The following is a 15124-nucleotide window of genomic DNA, read 5'->3' as shown; positions in this document are numbered from 1 at the left end:
GGCGGCGGACGCTCCCGTGCTCGCCCCGAAGTAACCGAGCGGGAGGCCGCCACTGCCGGGCCGAGCGGTGAGCCAGCCCGTGGCCTCGGCGAGCCGGCCCGCGAGCAGCGGGGTGTCGAAGACACGGGCCCGGTCGCCCGCCTCCGCCTCGGTGAGGAGGTCGAAGAGGAGCGTTCCGAGGCCTGCCCGGTTGAGCGCCGCCGCGACCGCGCGGTTGCGGGGGCTGTGCCGGCCGCTGCCGCTCCCATGGGCGAACAGGACGATACCGGCGGCGTCCTCGGGCACCGCGAGCCGTCCGGTGAGCGTCGCTCCGGTGGCCGGGATGCGTACGTCCGTCTCGTGGACGACCGGGCCCCGCGTGGCCCGGTTCCGGTCCAGGCAGGTGATGACCTCGGCGTCGGGGGTCTGCGTGAAGTCCCGGTAGAACTGTCCGATCGCGTAGAACAGCTCCGGGGTGTGGACGCTGAGGGTCTCGTCGGCCTCGCCGCCGAGCCGGGCCGTCCAGCCCGGCGGCGCGACCGGGACCGCGAGGACGATCCGGGCGGCGCCCCTGGCGCGTACCACCCGGCAGGCCGCCAGGGCCGTGGCGCCGGTCGCGAGACCGTCGTCGACGACGAGGACCGTCCGCCCTTCGAGCGGCACGGAGGGCCTGCTGCCCCGGTAGCGCGTGGCCCGCTGGTCGAGCTCGGCGAGCTCGCGCCGCTCCACGGCCGCGAGATCACGCGCGTCCGCGCCGGTCTCGCGCATCACCCGCTCGTTGACCACCCGGACACCGCCCTCGCCGAGCGCGCCCATCGCGAGTTCCGGCTGGCGGGGCAGTCCCAGCTTCCGCACGAGACAGATGTCGAGCGGGGCGTCGAGGGCGTCGGCGACCTCGGCGGCCACCGGCACACCGCCGCGTGGAAGACCGAGCACCACGACGTCCAGGCCCTTGAGATGGCCCAGTCGGGCGGCGAGCTGCCGTCCCGCGTCGATCCGGTCGCTGAAGTACATGGCCGCCGCCCTTCCGCCTGCGCGGCTCCGGGCCCGGGACGAACGGAGTGGACGTCCCCCCGCCCGTGTCTCCAGGGTAGACGCGTCGGCGACGGCGGCCAGGTCGGCGGCGAGAGGCCCCGTCAGGCGGCGAGGAAGGCCTCGATGGCCTCGGCGAGGGCCTGCGGCGTCTCCTCGGGCGCGTAGTGACCCGCGTCCTTGAGGACTTCGAGGCGCGCGTTCGGGTACCAGCGCAGCCAGGTGGCCTCCATCGCCTCGCTGCCGAGCGCGGGGTCGTGGGCGCCGACGACGAGCAGGACAGGGGTGGGGTTGTCGCGGACGCGCTCGTGGAAGTCGGTGCGGGACCAGGAGTCCAGGTAGGCGCGGAAGGCGGTCGCGGAGGACCGCCCGACGGAGCGCTCGACGAGGGTGCTCAGCCAGGCGTCGTCGTAGCGGCCGCCGGTGGTGGTGTCGATGATCGCACGCCGGTTCGCCGGGTCCTCGGCGGCTCCGGCGAACAGCTCCCAGGTCTCGCCGTCGAGGGGGAACCCGGCAGCCGATACCGGCGAGATGCCGACGATCGAGCGGACGCGGTCGGGGGCGTCGAGGAGCATCAGCTGTGCCGCCTTGCCACCCATCGAGTGACCGATGACGGAGAAGGAGTCCCAGCCGAGGTCGTCGGCGACCGCGAGGGCGTCGGCGGCGACCTCCTCCATCGTGTAGGCGCCGGTGCGGTCGAGTGCCTCGCCGTAGCCGCGGCAGTCGACGAACGCGTAGGAGTGGTCGGCGTCCTGGAGGTGGGCGCGGAGCGGGGCGAAGCTGGTGCGGTCGCCGAACCAGTTGTGCAGCACGAGGGCACGCCGGGGGCCGTCGCCCTGTACGTCGTACGGAAGAACGCGGTCCGTCATCGTGCCCCCTGAGCGCGAGATGGTGGGTGGCGGACCGCGCGACTGTCGGCACGGTCGGCTACCGAGTGTGACGGTATGGATGCATGTGGTCAAGGGTGCGGAGAGAAGGCCCTGGCTCGGGATGCAGGGCGTTTCCCCTCGGGGGCATGCTGACTGTGTGACTTCGCACGGCATGTCCGGCCCCGGCCCGGTCGGCGCAACCGGGCGTCCGTCCGGGACAGGAGCCCCGGACGGGCCTGCTTCCGGCGCACTGACCTGGGCACTCGCGGAAGCGGCGCTCCGGACCATCGAGGAGGTCGGCGGCTACGCGGGCGGGGTGTACCTGCGTTCCGGAACGACGGGGCTGCTGAAGCTCGCGGTCCTGGTGGGACTGCCGGGGCCCCTGTTCCGTCCGTGGTGGCGGATGCACGAGAACCGCCCGTTCCCGGTCGCCGAGGTGCATCGCTCGGGCCAGTCCGTCCACCTCGCCGACGTCGAGGAGGCGATGCGGAGGTTTCCCCAGCTGGTGGCGAGTCTCCCGTTCCCCTTCGCCTCCCTGTACGCGCCGGTCGTCGCGGGCCGTGAGCGGTTCGGGGTCCTCCTGGCACTGCGGGCGCCGACCCCCGGGGTCGCGGTGGACGCCCGGGACCGGGGCCGGATGACGCGGGGCGCGCTCGGCCTCGGCGAGGCCCTGGCCGGTCTGGCCCGCGGGGGGACGGTGGTCGAGTGGCCCGGCGACCCGGTGTGCGTGCAGCTGTCCACGACGGGCGCGCCGCCGGTCCGCTTCGGCTCCTTCGACTGGGACGTGCAGTCGGGCACCGTCACGATGGACGCCGGGCTGCTGGAGATCCTCGGCACGGAGGTGACCTCGCCGTGCTCGATCGAGGCGCTCACGTCCCTCCTGGATCCGGAGGACGGGTACGCGCTGTGGGCGGCGGCGCGGCAGGCGACGGGGCCGGACGGGCGGCCGGTGGTGCGCAGGATCCGGCTGAAGGGACCGGACGGCGGGCTGCACCTGTTGGAGGTCTCCACGCGGGCGCGTGCCGACCCCCCGGGGGCGTTGGGCGCGGAGGACGGCCCGTACGGCGGGAGGACGCGGCTGATGTGCACCCTCGTCGACCTCGGCACCGGGCTGATCGGCTCGGACGCCACGGACCGGCTGCCCCGGGCCATCCTGGCGATCGACCGGCTGGGACGCGTCACCTACGTCAACGAGCGCACCGAGCGGCTGCTGGGTCGCTCCCGCGGGGCTCTGGCGGGGCGGCCGCTGTGGGAGGCGCTGCCCTGGTTCGGCCTGCCGTTCCACGAGGAGCAGTTGCGCGCCGCGTTCGTCTCCGGGCAGGCGGCGCGCTTCGTGGCCCGGCCCGAGCCGGGCCGATGGCTGTCGGTCTCGCTGCATCCGGGGCGGGACGGGGTGACGATGGTCCTGGTCCCGGAGGAGGACCCGACGAAACTCACGCCGGGCACCGGCGGCGGGAGCGGGAAGGACGACACGTTCTCCCTGTCCCCCGACCGGGTGACTGCCCCCTACCGGCCGGTCGCTCTGGCCATCGCGCTCTCCGAGGCCGTGACGGCACGCCAGGTGTCGGCGGTGGTGACGGAGGAGCTGCTTCCGGCGTTCGGCGGGCGCCAGTTGGCCATCTACCTGCTGAGCGACCGGCGGTTGTACCTGGCGTGGGAGACGGGTTTCCCGCCGGGGTTCCTGGAATCCTTCGACGGCGTGGCCCTGGACGCCCGGTTGCCGGGCGTGGAGACGCTGACCACGGGCAGGCCGTTGTTCTTCGAGTCGATGGAGCAGCTGGGCCGCACGTACCCGGGGGTTCCGCTGGACGCGCAGTCGGGTGCGAGGGCGTTCCTGCCGTTGATCGCCTCGGGCCGGCCGGTGGGCTCCTGCATCCTGGGGTTCGACCGGCCTCGCGGCTTCAGTCCGGAGGAGCGGACCGTGCTCACGGCGCTCGCGGGCCTCATCGCGCAGGCCCTGGAACGGGCGCAGCGGTACGACTCCGAGTCCGCGGTCGCGCGGGGGCTCCAGGACGCGCTGCTGCCGCACCGGCTGCCGGTGCGGGACGGCGTGGACACGGTGGGCCGCTACCTTCCGGGCACCCAGGGCATGGACGTCGGCGGCGACTGGTACGACGTGATCGAGGCGGGGCAGGGGTGCCTGGCCCTGGTCATCGGAGACGTCCAGGGGCACGGCGTGGCGGCGGCGGCCACGATGGGTCAGCTGCGCAGCGCCGTGCGGGCGTTCGCGCTGGGCGGTCATCGGCCGCAGGACGTGATGCGCGGGACGAACCGGCTGCTGATCGATCTGGACCCGGGGCAGTTCGCGAGCTGCTGCTACATGCTCCTCGACCCGGACACGGGTGAGGTGCGGGCGGTGCGGGCCGGGCATCCACAGCCGTTGCTGCTGCGGCCGGACGGGACGACGGAGCTGCTGGAGCTCGCGGGCGGGGTGGTGCTGGGGGTCGACGACCGCGCGTCGTACCCGGTCACGCGGCTGCGGCTGGCTCCCGGCGAGGTGCTCGCGCTCTTCACCGACGGTCTGGTGGAGCTGCCGGGCCGGGACATCGACGAGGGGATCGAGCGTCTGCGCCGGGCTCTCTCCGCGGCCGCTTCGCTGCCGCTCGCGGAGACCGCCGATCGGGTGATCCGGGAGGCCCGCCAGGCCACGGCCCGCCTCGACGACATCGCGGTGCTGCTCGCGGCGCGGTGGCCTGAGCACGGCTGAGGATCACCCGGTCGGGCCCGTGGCGTTGGTCGGCGGCCGGGCGCGCGGGGAGGCTGGGAGTGCCCCGGCCGATCAGGCCGGGCGATGCGGGGCGTCAGCCCGAGGAGGACACGTGCAGCAGGACAAGCAGCCCGAGTACGGCCCGGTGGTCTTCCGCGACCGCTCGGCCGGGTACGCCTTTCTGACCCGGTCCACCGCGACCAGCGACCGGACCATCGAGTGGGACGACGGCGCCACGTACCCGGTGATCGACGTCGAGATCTCCTCCGAGAGCCACCCGTTCTTCACGGGCACGGCGCGGACGGTGGACTCCGAGGGAAGGATCGCGAAGTTCGAGCGGCGCTTCGGCGACACGGGCTGAGGCCACGGTTCGGGCCGCTGTCCGTGCCCGCGGCCCACGAGCAGGGGCGGGGTGCGCGTCCCGGCGGACGACGCTCCCCGCCCCGGCCGGGGTGGTCGAGCGAGGGCGCCCGGCGCCCTCGACTCGGCTCGGAAGGGCGATCAGGCCTTCACGATGCCGGACTCGGCGACCTTGATGGTGGCGCTGGTGGCGCCGGAGCGGGAACCGAGGCCCTCGATCTTCTTGACGAGGTCCTGGCCCTCGACGACCTCGCCGAAGACGACGTGCTTGCCGTCGAGCCAGTCGGTGACGATCGTGGTGATGAAGAACTGCGAGCCGTTGCTGTTCGGGCCGGCGTTGGCCATCGAGAGCAGGAACGGGCGGTCGTGCTTCAGCTTGAAGTTCTCGTCCGCGAACTTCTCGCCGTAGATGCTCTTGCCGCCGGTGCCGTTGCCGCGGGTGAAGTCGCCGCCCTGCAGCATGAACTGCGGGATCACGCGGTGGAACGGGGAACCGGCGTAACCGAAGCCGTGCACGCCGGTGCAGAGCTCGCGGAAGTTCTGGGCCGTCTTCGGGACGACGTCGTCGAACAGCTGGAAGGTGATCCGACCGGCGGGCTCGTCGTTGATGGTGATGTCGAAGTAAACGTTGTCGCTCATGAGGACATCCTGTCATTACTCGCGCACGGCGCGCGCACGGGCTGCCGCCTCCCGGGTCATGGCGTGCCGGTGCCCCGCGGCCCGTGGGGGCGCGGGGCACCGGTCGCCGCGTGACGCGGAAGGTCAGAGCAGCCCGTTGGCGCGGGGAACCGGGAGGGCGTCTTCGGCGCCCTGGACGGTGTCCTGGAGGACGGTCTCGACGGCCTGGTCCTCCTGGAGGAGGCCGGTGGCGCCGCCGAGGGGGCTCTCGGCCGCGCTGGCCTGCGGCGGCGGGGTGACGAGGGCGGTGACGACGCCTGCGGCGAGGGAGGCGATGGCGAGCATGCTGCGCTTCTTCATGCCCTGGTCAACTACTGAGCGGCCCGGGGGTTACGGCCGGCCGGCGCCGGATCCAGACCAGGAGGAGCAGGCAGGCCACGGCGGCGAGGGCGCACCAGGTGGAGAGGAACTCGGTGCTCCACAGCAGGGCGCAGACGGTCGCCCCGACGCCGGTGACAAGCCCGAGGAGCCGGAGGACCCGGTCGCGGGCGAGGAGCAGGGCGCCGACGGTGGCGAGGAGGTACCCGGCGAGGACGAGGGGCGCGTACGGCAGGTCCACGGCGTAGCCGAGGGTGTGGCCCCGGACCTCGGCCGTGACGGGGCGGACGGCGAGGCGGTACGCGAGGAACGCGGCGGTGACGGTCCCCGCGGTGAGCGGGGCGTACAGGCGTGGCCGGTCGGCGGGGCGGGTGGCGGCGAGGACACCCGAGGACACCCATACGGGCAGCAGGGGGAGGGCGATCACGGCCCAGGCGAGGGTGGCGGTTCCGGCCCCTCCGTCGGCGCGCCGGACGGCGGCCTCGACGATCTGGTGGACGCCGAGGAGCAGGGGCAGGGCGGCGAGCGGCACGTCCCCCGGGCGGCGTACGGCGGCGAGGCAGGCCACGCCGACGGCGCCGATCCCGAGGCCCGCCCAGAGGTCGGCCGTCGCACTCCAGCACATACCGCCCTTCTATCCCAGATCAGGGACATGTGTGCGGTCGTGGTGGATATCCGGCATGTCCGGGGCGGGACCGACCCGGGGCCGGCCCCCGCCCCTCGTACCCCGGTCCGTCAGGGGCCTGTGTCCAGGTACACCGGTACGCCGGTCCTGCGGGCCCTGTCGATCCCGGCGAGACGCCTGAACTCCCCCGGGTCCATCTCGCGCTCCCACTCGTCCAGGGTGCGCAGGCGGTACTCACTGTGCTCCTCGGGGTCGAGGACGACGACGGCGATCTGCTCGTCCGTCAGCTCCCCGCCGTCGAAGATGAAACCGATGTGGTTGGCGGGCCACTCCTCGCCCCGGTCGGTGACGAAGTGCGTGCCGAGGAGCCGCGGCTCGCCGGTGAAGGTGATGCCGGTCTCCTCGTGGCACTCGCGGACCGCCGTCTCCCAGGGGGTCTCCCCCGGGTCCATGTTGCCGCCGGGCCACTGCCACATCTCCGTGCGGTACGTGGCGCGGAGCTGGAAGGGGCGGCCTGCCGTGTCGGTGAAGTAGAGGCAGGCGTACGCCGTCGCTCTCGGCAGGGTCGCCACGTACTCGACGGGCGGCAGCCAGATGTTCGCCATGGGCGGCTCTCTCTCGACGGACCGATGGTTCGCCTTCATCCAAGCGGGCTCCGCGCGGACACCCGGCCGCTCACGAGTCGATCACCGGATCGTGTGACCGCGACGGCCCCGGTCAGGCCGTCGAGACCAGCCCCGCCTCGTACGCGATGATCACCAGCTGCACCCGGTCGCGGGCGTCCAGCTTGGCCGGCAGCCGGATGACGTAGGTCTTGGCGGTGGCGACGCTGATGTGGAGTGCGGCGGCTATCTCCCTGTTGGAGAGGCCCCGGCCGACCAGGGTGAGGACCTCGCGCTCGCGGTCCGTGATCCCCTCGGCCCGGCGCCTGGGCGCGGCGGGGGCCGGTCTCGGGCGGTCGGTGAACTCCTTGATGAGGCGCCGGGTGACGCTGGGCGCGATGAGGGCGTCGCCGGAGGCGACGACCCGGACGGCGGCCAGGATGTCGTCCAGGGCCATGTCCTTCACCAGGAATCCGGACGCGCCCGCGTGCAGCGCCCCGTACACGTGGTCGTCGTCGAAGGTGGTGAGCACGACGACCCGCGCGCACGGTGGACCCGGCGGTGATGAGGCGGGTGGCCTCGATGCCGTCCGTCCCCGACATGCGCAGGTCCATGACGACGACGTCGGCGCCGGTCTCCTCGAAGCTGCTGGTCGTGGCAGGCGTGCAGAGCGGGTTCGGGGCGCTCGCCGCCGGGCTTTCGTGCTGGTCGACGCAGGCGGTGCTCGCGGAGCGCGGTGTCGGCCTGCCGATCACGCACCCCGGGGCGCTGCGGCTCGTCGTGGCGTCCGCGCTGCTCGCGCCGGTCTGCGCGCTCGCCGGCGCGGCGCTCGGCACGCTGCTGCGGCGCAGCGCGGTGTCGGTCGTCGGCTCGGTGGTGCTGCTTCTGCTGTTGCCGTCGGTCCTGGGCGACCGGCGCCACCTGACCGCGGTCCTGGCCCACGCGACGCCGCTCCACGCGTGGGAGCGCCTGGTCGCCGCGGGACCGGCCGTGGTGGAGCCGTACCCCTGGACGGTCGGAGGCGCCTGGCTGGTGTACGCGCTGCGGGCGCTGGGCGCGATGGTGGTCGCGGTGGTGGCGGTGCGGCACCGCGACCAGTGACGTCAGGTGCCGTCGGGCCGCTTCCCGGCGAGGCGGCGTCCCAGGAGGTGCTCGTGGACGAGGCGTCCGGTGAGGGCGCCTCCGTACACGACGAAGCCGACACCGACGAGCCAGGACTGGAGGACGAGGACGGTGCCGAACTGGCCGTACGTCACCGCGTTGGAGGCGATGAGCGGGGAGAAGACGAGCTGGGAGAAGATCCGCAGCCCGAGGAGACCGAGCGCCGTGAGGGCGGCCCCGGGGGCGAGGGCGCGCCAGCGGATGCGGCCGCAGAGCAGGAAGCGCTGCGACCACCAGAAGAAGACGAAGGTGCCGAGGAGGTCGGCGACGGCGGTGAGCACGGTGGTCACGGCCGAGGAGTCGGCGGGCGCCGCGCCGGCGACGAAGAGGAGGAGGGCGGCGACGAGGACGGCGAGCCAGACGACGTGCCGCCACATCGTGTGCCAGCGGGCCGTGGGGAGGTCCCAGACCCTCTCGTACCCGGTCTGTACGGCGGATCCGAAGGTGACGCCGAAGGCGGCCAGGGCGGCGAGGCCGAAGGCGGTGGTGCGTTGCAGGGCCTGTCCCGGCTGGCCGAAGAGCTGCTCGACCTCCTCCTGGGAGACCTCGGAGACGCCGAGGCCCTGGACGAGCCAGCGGGCGAAACCCTGACCGCTCGCGAGGTCCGCGGCGGCGACGACGATGAGGAGGGGGACGAGGGTGAGCAGACTGAGCGCCGCGAAGCCCATGGCGCGGTGCATGAGTTCCATGGCGCGGCCGCGGTTCCACGCGAGCCCGAGGGACGAGCCGACGAGGCGGGCGTGGAACCGTCGGAACCAGTGGCCGTGTTCGGTCGGGGCCCCGTCGTGCGGCGGACCGGGTGTGGAGGGCATGCCTCGTGAGGTACCCGGCAGGGGGGTGTGACCTCTCAGGGGTACGGCCGAACGGGTGCGGGACGCCCTGGGGGCGGGAGGGTCTCACGGGGGAAGCGGGCGCACGGTCCGGGCGCGGGCCCCGGCGAGCCGGGCGACGGCACGCGGGCACAGGGCCCGCGTACACAGCGCCCGACAGGTCCTAGCGGTCCCCCGGGACCGGGAGGGTGCGGGTGCAGCCGTCCGGGGTGACGTCGGGGATGCCGCTGGCCTGGAGGGCGGCGCTCACGAGGGTGGCGAGCAGGTCGATGTCCGAGCCCATGTCCAGACGGACGGTCACCCATCCGGAGCCGGCACGGAGACGGACCGCGCTCGACCCGAGGAGGGCCGGTCGCAGCTTCGCGATCATGGCGCGGGTCAGATGGACGTCCGCCTCGTGTTCACCGTGGAAGTTCACGATCTCCTGTGTCGCGGTGCCCAGTCCGACCTCGGCGCCGCAGTGTGCGCTGCCGGAGGTCAGCGAGGGCCAGCTCATCAGACGTTCACTGGCATGCCTGGCCGTGTTCATACGGAGGAGCGTGCCGGGCCCGGGGGCCGCGCACAAGCGTCCTGCCGGAAGAATCCCGCCCGGGCGGGAAACATGCCACCGGCAGGAGCCGGGTGACCGTGTGTCACCGCGTTCCGTGGGAGGGAGGTGACTCCGGGTCACTGTGGTGCACGCGCGCGGACACGTGCCGCGAGGACGCCCACGTCGTCCTCCGCGCCGTGCGCGTCGAGGCGGCGGAGAACCTCGTCGGCGACCTGGCCGGGGCCGGAGTCCGCGGGGAGCCGCAGGGCCGCGAGACGGGGGCGACACGTCGATGTCCTCGCCGCCGCGCCGTTCGACGAGTCCGTCGGTGAAGATCAGCAGGGTCTCGCGGAGTGAGTGGACGGGTGGTGGGCTCGTAGCCGCCGACGCCGGTGCCCAGGGGCGGGCCGACCGGAAGCTCGACGAGCTCCGCCGAGCCGTCGCGGCATAGACGACGGGCGGCAGGTGCCCGGTCACCCTTCCCTAGCACCGGCGGGTGGCATCCCGCGCGCGGTACGGACCTCGTGCGGGACGGTTGTGCGACGGTGCCCGATCTGATCAAGTACTGCAGCAGAGGCTACTGGCCAGTAGGCATCACGTTCCCGGGGGGACTGCCATGACGACCGGATTCTTCAGCTCCGTCGACGACGTCGCGGAACGGCTCGCGGCGACCGGCTACCTGGCGTCACCCGCCGTCGCCACCACCGTCTTCCTCGCCGACCGGCTCGGCAAGCCGCTCCTCGTCGAGGGCCCGGCCGGCGTCGGCAAGACGGAGCTCGCCAAGGCCGTGACCGAGGTGGCGGGCGCCCGGCTGGTCCGGTTGCAGTGCTACGAGGGCGTCGACGAGTCCCGCGCGCTGTACGAGTGGAACCACGCCAAGCAGCTGCTGCGGATCACGGCCGGCCGGGGCGAGTCGTGGGACGAGACCCGGACGGACATCTTCGGCGAGGAGTTCCTGCTCCCCCGGCCGCTGCTCACCGCGATCCGCTCCGAGGAGCCGACCGTGCTTCTGATCGACGAGACCGACAAGGCGGACGTGGAGGTGGAGGGCCTCCTCCTGGAGGTGCTCAGCGACTTCCAGATCACCGTGCCCGAACTCGGCACGATCACGGCCAGCCGCCGGCCGTTCACCGTCCTCACCTCGAACGCGAGCCGCGAACTGTCGGAGGCGCTGCGCCGGCGCTGCCTCTTCCTGCACATCGGCTTCCCCGAGGAGGGGCTGGAGCGCCGGATCGTCAGGCTCAAGGTCCCCGGCCTCGACTCCGCGCTCGCCGCGTCCGTGGTGCGGGTCGTGGGGGCGCTACGGGCGATGGACCTGCGCAAGGCTCCGTCCGTCTCGGAGACGATCGACTGGGCCCGCACTCTGCTCGCGCTGGGCGCGGACCGGTTGGACGAGCGGATCGTACGGGAGACCCTGGGCGTCCTCCTCAAGCACCAGGCGGACATCGTGAAGGCCGCGGCCAAGCTCGATCTGGACACGGTGTGATCCCGGAGCCGGAGGCGCCGGGGGCGGGGGCGGTCGCGCGGCTCACCGGCCTGGTGGGGGCATTGCGCGACCACGGGTTCGGCATCGGGACGGGCGAGACCGTGGACGCGGGACGGGCCCTGGAGGCGGTGGGGTTCACGGACCGCGAGCGGGTACGGGAGGCGCTGGCGGCGACCCTGCTGCACGGGGAGGGGCAGCGCCCGGTGTTCGACCGGGTCTTCGACCTGTACTTCCCGCTCGGCCACACCGGGGCGGCGGAGGAGTACGACGGCACCCCGGCAGGTCTCGCCGCGCTGCGCGAGCGGCTCACGGATGCCCTCGGCGCCGGTGACGACGCCGCTCTCGACCGGCTCGCCGCCGAGGCGGTGAGCGGTTTCGGCGGCTACGGCTCCACCCCGGGGTCGGACGGCTGGTCCTCGTACCAGACGCTCTCCCGGCTCCGCCCGGAGACGCTGCTCGCCCGGGTGCGGGAGCGGCTCGGGACGGTCTCCGGCGCGGGGGATCCCGAGTTCACCGACAGGCTGCTCGACGACGAGATCCGACGGCGGATCGAGGCCTTCCGTGAGCGGGTGCGGACCGAGGCCCGGCGCCGGGTCGCCGAGCGGCAGGGGCGGGACCCGGTGGCACGCCGTGCGGTCGCGGGGACGGCCGACACCGTGGACTTCCTCCTCGCCGGGCGGGCGCAGCTGGACGAGCTGCGGCGTACGGTACGGCCGCTGGCGCGGAAGCTGGCCACCCGGCTCGCGGCCCGGCGGCGGCGGGCGGCGCGCGGGGAGATCGACCTGCGGCGGACGCTGCGCCGGTCGCTGTCGACCGGGGGCGTGCCGGTGCGCCCGGTGTACCGGCGGCGCACGCCCCGGCGGCCCGAGCTGGTCCTGCTGTGCGACGTCTCGGGGTCGGTGGCAGGTTTCGCGCAGTTCACGATGCTCCTGGTGCAGGCCCTGCACGACCAGTTCAGCAGGGTCCGGGTCTTCGCCTTCGTCAACCGGGTGGACGAGGTCACGGCGCTCATCGCCCGGGGCCCGGCGGACCCGGCGGGCCTCGGCGAGCGGATCCTCGCGGAGGCGGAGCTGACCGGCTGGCACGGGCAGAGCGACTACGGGACGGCGCTCGGCGAGTTCGCCGAGCGGTACGCGGACGTCGTCGGACCGCGCACGGTGGTTTTCGTCCTCGGGGACGCCCGCACCAACGGCTCCGACCCGAACCTGGCGGCGCTGAAGCGGATCGCGGAGCGGGCGCGGCGGGTCCACTGGCTCAACCCCGAGCAGCCCTCGCTGTGGGGCACGGGCGACTCTGCCGCCCCGGCCTACGCCGACCTCGTCGAGATGCGCCCGTGCCGGAACGCCCGCCAGCTGGGAGCGCTGATCGGACGTCTGCTGCCGGTCTGAGGGCGGGGCGGCCGACGGGGGCGGACCGCGCGCGTACGGGCCGAATATGTACAGGGTGCTGGCCCGTACGGCACTGGCTGATGGCGCAGGCGTAGGCGGCGGGCGTGCGCGGAGCGGGCGGGCGTACGCGATGCCGGCGTAAGCGACTCGGACGTACGCGACACAGGCGTACGACGCAGGCGTACGCGGCGTGGGCCTCGCGGACTCCGTCGAACCGCGCTCCCGGACAGGGCACGCACCGCCTGGCGTGGCACGATCGGTCCATGGCCATCGCATCCGACCGTCCCGAGACGGACTTCCCCCGCGCCGTCGGCGCGCCCGCGACCCGCGCCCTCGCCGCGGCCGGATACACCCGCCTCGACCAGCTCGCGGGGGTGCCCGCCGCCGAGCTCGCCGCACTGCACGGCGTCGGGCCGAAGGCGTTGCGCGTGCTCGGCGAGGCGCTCGCGGAGCGCGGTCTGTCACTGGGGTGAGCGTCCGTCGCCCCTGACATGGGCATCGGTTGTACGGCGGCCGGTCGCTCGAACTAGCGTGGCCCCATGGAACTCCTGGGAGAGATCACCGCCGACCGTCCTCTGCTCGTCCTCGCCGTCAAGGAGGAGGCCCAGTTCCTGGACACGGAACTGCCCGTGCTCCTGACCGGCATGGGCAAGGTGAACGCGGCGACCGCCCTCGCGACCGTCCTCGGCCGGGGCCCGCGCCCGTCCGGGATCGTGAATCTGGGGACGGCCGGGGCGCTGCGTCCCGGCTGGTCCGGGACGCATGTCGTCGGGACCGTGGTGCAGCACGACCTCGACGGCGAACTGCTCGCCACGCTCACCGGAGAGACGTACGGGGCGCCGCTGTCGCTGCCCGACGGCGGAGAGGTGGTCCTGGCCACCGGGGACGCCTTCATCTCGGACGACGCCGCTCGCGCCCGGCTCGCGGAGCGAGCACCGCTGGTCGACATGGAGGGGTACGCGCTCGCGGCCGCGGCGGAGCTCGCCGGGGTACCGCTGCGCATCGTCAAGCACGTCAGCGACGAGGCCGGTGACGGTGCCGCGCGCACCTGGCGGGAATCGGTCGCCGAGTGCGCGCGGGCGCTTGCGGACTGGGCGGAGGCGAACACCCCGTACCGCTCCTGAGGGCGCTCGGCCCGTGGGGCGGGTCAGCGGCGCTGGAAGTGGACCTCCGGGTTCGCCGGCGACGGGCCGTCGAGGAGGGGGCGCGGGAGCCCGCGCAGGTGGCGGTCGAAGAAGGCGGCCACGTACGTCCGGGTGACCGCGACGGCGCGGTCGGTGGGCAGTTCGGGCTGCGGCAGGCCGAAGTGTCGGGCCAGCACGGGGCCGTCCGAGAAGGTGAAGTGGTCGGAGCCAGCCACCGTGATCCACCGCTTCCAGCCGTCGAGCGCGGACCACGTCCGGTCCCAGGTGGCGTCGGTGCCTCCGGGCAGATGCGTGTCGTCGTGCGTACCGAGCATCAGGAACGGGCGGCCCCGCAGTCCCTCCGCGGGCAGGTCCTCCCAGAAGGCCCCGTCCATGTTGACACCGGCGTCGACACGCGGATCGGCCACCATCGCGGTTGCCGCGCTCGCCCCGCCGATGGAGTGACCCGCCATGCCGGTCCTGCGGGCGTCGATCACGTCGTCGGCGTACCTCCAGACGGGCCGGGGCCCGGTCAGCCGGTCCAGGACGTACCGCATGTCGGCGGCGCGGGTCGAGGTGACCACACTGCCGTGGACGCCGCCCTCGTCCAGGGCGGTGCAGGCGACGCAGGTGAGGGTGCGACCGTCGGGGAGGCTGATCCCGTAGGACTCGTAGGCGTGGTCCACGGAGGCGACGACGAAGCCACGGGAGGCGAGGTCCTCGGCGAGATGCGTGAGCGTCCAGCGGGAGACGCCGAATCCCGGCGAGAGCAGCACCAGGGGGCGACGGCCCGGCGCGGGGCGCGCGTCGGTCCTGCTGTGGGTACGGGTCCGGGCGAGCACGTCGCCGGAGACGCCTGAACCCAGCTGTGCGGCGAGCAGACGCGCCTCCTCCCGGGTGGCGTAGGCGGCGGGACGGCCGCCGCCCCCGGCGCGGGCGGCCGGATAGTGGAGCGTGACCATGAGCGCGCGTCCGTCGGCGGTGGGGACCCACGGGTCGGTACGGGACCGGTCGACGAGCGGCACGACGGTGCTGCCGAGGGAGTACGGCCCGGTGGGCGCGGGGAGCACGGCCCGGGTGACGGCCGGCGTCGCGAAGGGCGCGGCGGAGGGGGCCGGGCCCCGGGTCGGCGGGGCGTCGGGGGCCGACGCGACGGCCGTGGCGGGGGCCGCCGTGGCGAGGGCGCCGGGTAACGCGAGGGAACAGGCGAGGAGAGCGGCCGCTGCCGCCCTGGTGAATCGGGTCATGGGGGCACGCTAGGCAATGCGAACCCCACGGCGCGTCCTGCTGGGGACTCATGTCCCGTCAGACCTGGGGCGGACACGGGATGGTGGAGGGGGCCGGGTGCCTGGGGCCGGCGCCGGGTGGTGGGCGGGCACCGGGTGCCGGCCCCGGGACCGGTGGGGCGCGCCCGGAGCGGCGCGCGCCGTCAGGGG

Annotated in this window: 16 protein-coding genes and 2 pseudogenes; 7 read left to right on the top strand and 11 right to left on the bottom strand. The window is 74.0% G+C overall.

Annotated elements, in window-relative coordinates; genetic code table 11:
- Together ACFWV2_RS21340 and ACFWV2_RS21335 are read right to left on the bottom strand one after the other, a co-directional pair.
- Nucleotides 1-993 (bottom strand): phosphoribosyltransferase family protein (locus ACFWV2_RS21340; protein WP_384406582.1); only part of this gene is annotated, 993 nt, incomplete at its 3' end.
- Between the two features lie 122 nt (nt 994-1115).
- Nucleotides 1116-1880 carry an alpha/beta fold hydrolase gene (locus ACFWV2_RS21335; RefSeq protein WP_384406580.1) on the bottom strand — a complete coding sequence of 255 codons (765 nt, stop codon included), beginning with the start codon at nt 1878-1880 and terminating at the stop codon, nt 1116-1118.
- Between the two features lie 121 nt (nt 1881-2001).
- Here ACFWV2_RS21335 and ACFWV2_RS21330 point away from each other — a divergent pair, with 121 nt between their 5' ends.
- Together ACFWV2_RS21330 and ACFWV2_RS21325 are read left to right on the top strand one after the other, a co-directional pair.
- Nucleotides 2002-4587, top strand: a complete 2586-nt coding sequence (locus tag ACFWV2_RS21330; protein WP_384406578.1) for a SpoIIE family protein phosphatase — start codon at nt 2002-2004, stop codon at nt 4585-4587.
- Between the two features lie 112 nt (nt 4588-4699).
- The gene (locus ACFWV2_RS21325) at nt 4700-4948 is read left to right on the top strand and encodes a type B 50S ribosomal protein L31 (protein WP_384406576.1); all 249 of its coding nucleotides are present in this window, start codon (nt 4700-4702) and stop codon (nt 4946-4948) included.
- A 140-nt stretch (nt 4949-5088) separates the two neighbouring features.
- Here the strand turns inward: ACFWV2_RS21325 and ACFWV2_RS21320 are convergent, their stop codons facing one another.
- From ACFWV2_RS21320 to ACFWV2_RS21300, 5 genes and pseudogenes are all read right to left on the bottom strand, one after another.
- On the bottom strand, nt 5089-5586 hold the full coding sequence (locus tag ACFWV2_RS21320) for a peptidylprolyl isomerase (RefSeq protein WP_360790798.1): 498 nt from the start codon (nt 5584-5586) through the stop codon (nt 5089-5091).
- Between the two features lie 123 nt (nt 5587-5709).
- On the bottom strand, nt 5710-5925 hold the full coding sequence (locus ACFWV2_RS21315) for a hypothetical protein (RefSeq protein WP_384406574.1): 216 nt from the start codon (nt 5923-5925) through the stop codon (nt 5710-5712).
- A 7-nt stretch (nt 5926-5932) separates the two neighbouring features.
- Nucleotides 5933-6568 carry a DUF6629 family protein gene (locus tag ACFWV2_RS21310; RefSeq protein ID WP_384406572.1) on the bottom strand — a complete coding sequence of 212 codons (636 nt, stop codon included), beginning with the start codon at nt 6566-6568 and terminating at the stop codon, nt 5933-5935.
- Nucleotides 6569-6678: 110 nt separating this feature from the next.
- Complete coding sequence (locus ACFWV2_RS21305) at nt 6679-7173, bottom strand: NUDIX domain-containing protein (protein ID WP_384406570.1); 495 nt, start codon at nt 7171-7173, stop codon at nt 6679-6681.
- Nucleotides 7174-7285: 112 nt separating this feature from the next.
- Nucleotides 7286-7808: pseudogene (locus ACFWV2_RS21300) on the bottom strand (LuxR C-terminal-related transcriptional regulator); the annotation flags it as partial.
- Between ACFWV2_RS21300 and ACFWV2_RS21295 the strand changes: the two are divergent.
- Complete coding sequence (locus ACFWV2_RS21295) at nt 7783-8271, top strand: hypothetical protein (protein ID WP_384406590.1); 489 nt, start codon at nt 7783-7785, stop codon at nt 8269-8271. The pseudogene ACFWV2_RS21300 and the gene ACFWV2_RS21295 sit on opposite strands and share 26 nt — an antisense overlap.
- Before the next feature lie 2 nt (nt 8272-8273).
- On the opposite strand, the gene ACFWV2_RS21290 is transcribed toward ACFWV2_RS21295, so the two are convergent.
- From ACFWV2_RS21290 to ACFWV2_RS21280, 3 genes and pseudogenes are all read right to left on the bottom strand, one after another.
- Nucleotides 8274-9143: a YhjD/YihY/BrkB family envelope integrity protein gene (locus tag ACFWV2_RS21290; protein ID WP_384406568.1), complete on the bottom strand. Its 870-nt coding sequence runs from the start codon at nt 9141-9143 to the stop codon at nt 8274-8276.
- 181 nt (nt 9144-9324) lie between these two features.
- Nucleotides 9325-9690 (bottom strand): luciferase family protein, encoded by a 366-nt coding sequence (locus ACFWV2_RS21285; RefSeq protein WP_384406566.1) that lies wholly within the window; start codon nt 9688-9690, stop codon nt 9325-9327.
- 137 nt (nt 9691-9827) lie between these two features.
- Nucleotides 9828-10161 (bottom strand): annotated as a pseudogene (locus tag ACFWV2_RS21280) (PP2C family protein-serine/threonine phosphatase); the annotation flags it as partial.
- A gap of 145 nt (nt 10162-10306) precedes the next feature.
- Here ACFWV2_RS21280 and ACFWV2_RS21275 point away from each other — a divergent pair.
- The 4 genes from ACFWV2_RS21275 to ACFWV2_RS21260 all read left to right on the top strand — a co-directional run bounded on the left by ACFWV2_RS21275 (nt 10307) and on the right by ACFWV2_RS21260 (nt 13688).
- Nucleotides 10307-11176 carry an AAA family ATPase gene (locus ACFWV2_RS21275; RefSeq protein WP_384406564.1) on the top strand — a complete coding sequence of 290 codons (870 nt, stop codon included), beginning with the start codon at nt 10307-10309 and terminating at the stop codon, nt 11174-11176.
- Entirely contained in the window at nt 11173-12564 is a 1392-nt protein-coding gene (locus ACFWV2_RS21270; protein WP_384406562.1) for a VWA domain-containing protein, read from the top strand. Before ACFWV2_RS21275 ends, ACFWV2_RS21270 begins: the two co-directional genes overlap by 4 nt.
- 263 nt (nt 12565-12827) lie before the next feature.
- On the top strand, nt 12828-13037 hold the full coding sequence (locus ACFWV2_RS21265; protein ID WP_384406560.1) for a DNA-binding protein: 210 nt from the start codon (nt 12828-12830) through the stop codon (nt 13035-13037).
- A gap of 66 nt (nt 13038-13103) precedes the next feature.
- Entirely contained in the window at nt 13104-13688 is a 585-nt protein-coding gene (locus tag ACFWV2_RS21260) for a nucleosidase (protein WP_384406558.1), read from the top strand.
- A 23-nt stretch (nt 13689-13711) separates the two neighbouring features.
- Here the strand turns inward: ACFWV2_RS21260 and ACFWV2_RS21255 are convergent, their stop codons facing one another.
- Nucleotides 13712-14935, bottom strand: a complete 1224-nt coding sequence (locus ACFWV2_RS21255) for an alpha/beta hydrolase family protein (RefSeq protein ID WP_384406556.1) — start codon at nt 14933-14935, stop codon at nt 13712-13714.
- Nucleotides 14936-15124 lie beyond the last annotated feature (189 nt).

The organism is Streptomyces sp. NPDC058671 (assembly GCF_042716475.1).
Taxonomy (GTDB): Bacteria; Actinomycetota; Actinomycetes; order Streptomycetales; family Streptomycetaceae; genus Streptomyces.
This window is presented reverse-complemented; position numbering and strand designations above follow the sequence as displayed.

Bases quoted from the DNA above. Each gene is read 5' to 3' on its own strand.
- ACFWV2_RS21335 (WP_384406580.1), bottom strand. From the start codon at position 1,880: ATGACGGACCGCGTTCTTCCGTACGACGTACAGGGCGACGGCCCCCGG.
- ACFWV2_RS21320 (WP_360790798.1), bottom strand. From the start codon at position 5,586: ATGAGCGACAACGTTTACTTCGACATCACCATCAACGACGAGCCCGCC.
- ACFWV2_RS21260 (WP_384406558.1), top strand. From the start codon at position 13,104: ATGGAACTCCTGGGAGAGATCACCGCCGACCGTCCTCTGCTCGTCCTC.
- ACFWV2_RS21290 (WP_384406568.1), bottom strand. From the start codon at position 9,143: ATGCCCTCCACACCCGGTCCGCCGCACGACGGGGCCCCGACCGAACAC.
- ACFWV2_RS21330 (WP_384406578.1), top strand. From the start codon at position 2,002: ATGCAGGGCGTTTCCCCTCGGGGGCATGCTGACTGTGTGACTTCGCAC.
- ACFWV2_RS21305 (WP_384406570.1), bottom strand. From the start codon at position 7,173: ATGGCGAACATCTGGCTGCCGCCCGTCGAGTACGTGGCGACCCTGCCG.
- ACFWV2_RS21265 (WP_384406560.1), top strand. From the start codon at position 12,828: ATGGCCATCGCATCCGACCGTCCCGAGACGGACTTCCCCCGCGCCGTC.
- ACFWV2_RS21275 (WP_384406564.1), top strand. From the start codon at position 10,307: ATGACGACCGGATTCTTCAGCTCCGTCGACGACGTCGCGGAACGGCTC.
- ACFWV2_RS21255 (WP_384406556.1), bottom strand. From the start codon at position 14,935: ATGACCCGATTCACCAGGGCGGCAGCGGCCGCTCTCCTCGCCTGTTCC.
- ACFWV2_RS21315 (WP_384406574.1), bottom strand. From the start codon at position 5,925: ATGAAGAAGCGCAGCATGCTCGCCATCGCCTCCCTCGCCGCAGGCGTC.
- ACFWV2_RS21285 (WP_384406566.1), bottom strand. From the start codon at position 9,690: ATGAACACGGCCAGGCATGCCAGTGAACGTCTGATGAGCTGGCCCTCG.
- ACFWV2_RS21310 (WP_384406572.1), bottom strand. From the start codon at position 6,568: ATGTGCTGGAGTGCGACGGCCGACCTCTGGGCGGGCCTCGGGATCGGC.
- ACFWV2_RS21295 (WP_384406590.1), top strand. From the start codon at position 7,783: ATGACGACGACGTCGGCGCCGGTCTCCTCGAAGCTGCTGGTCGTGGCA.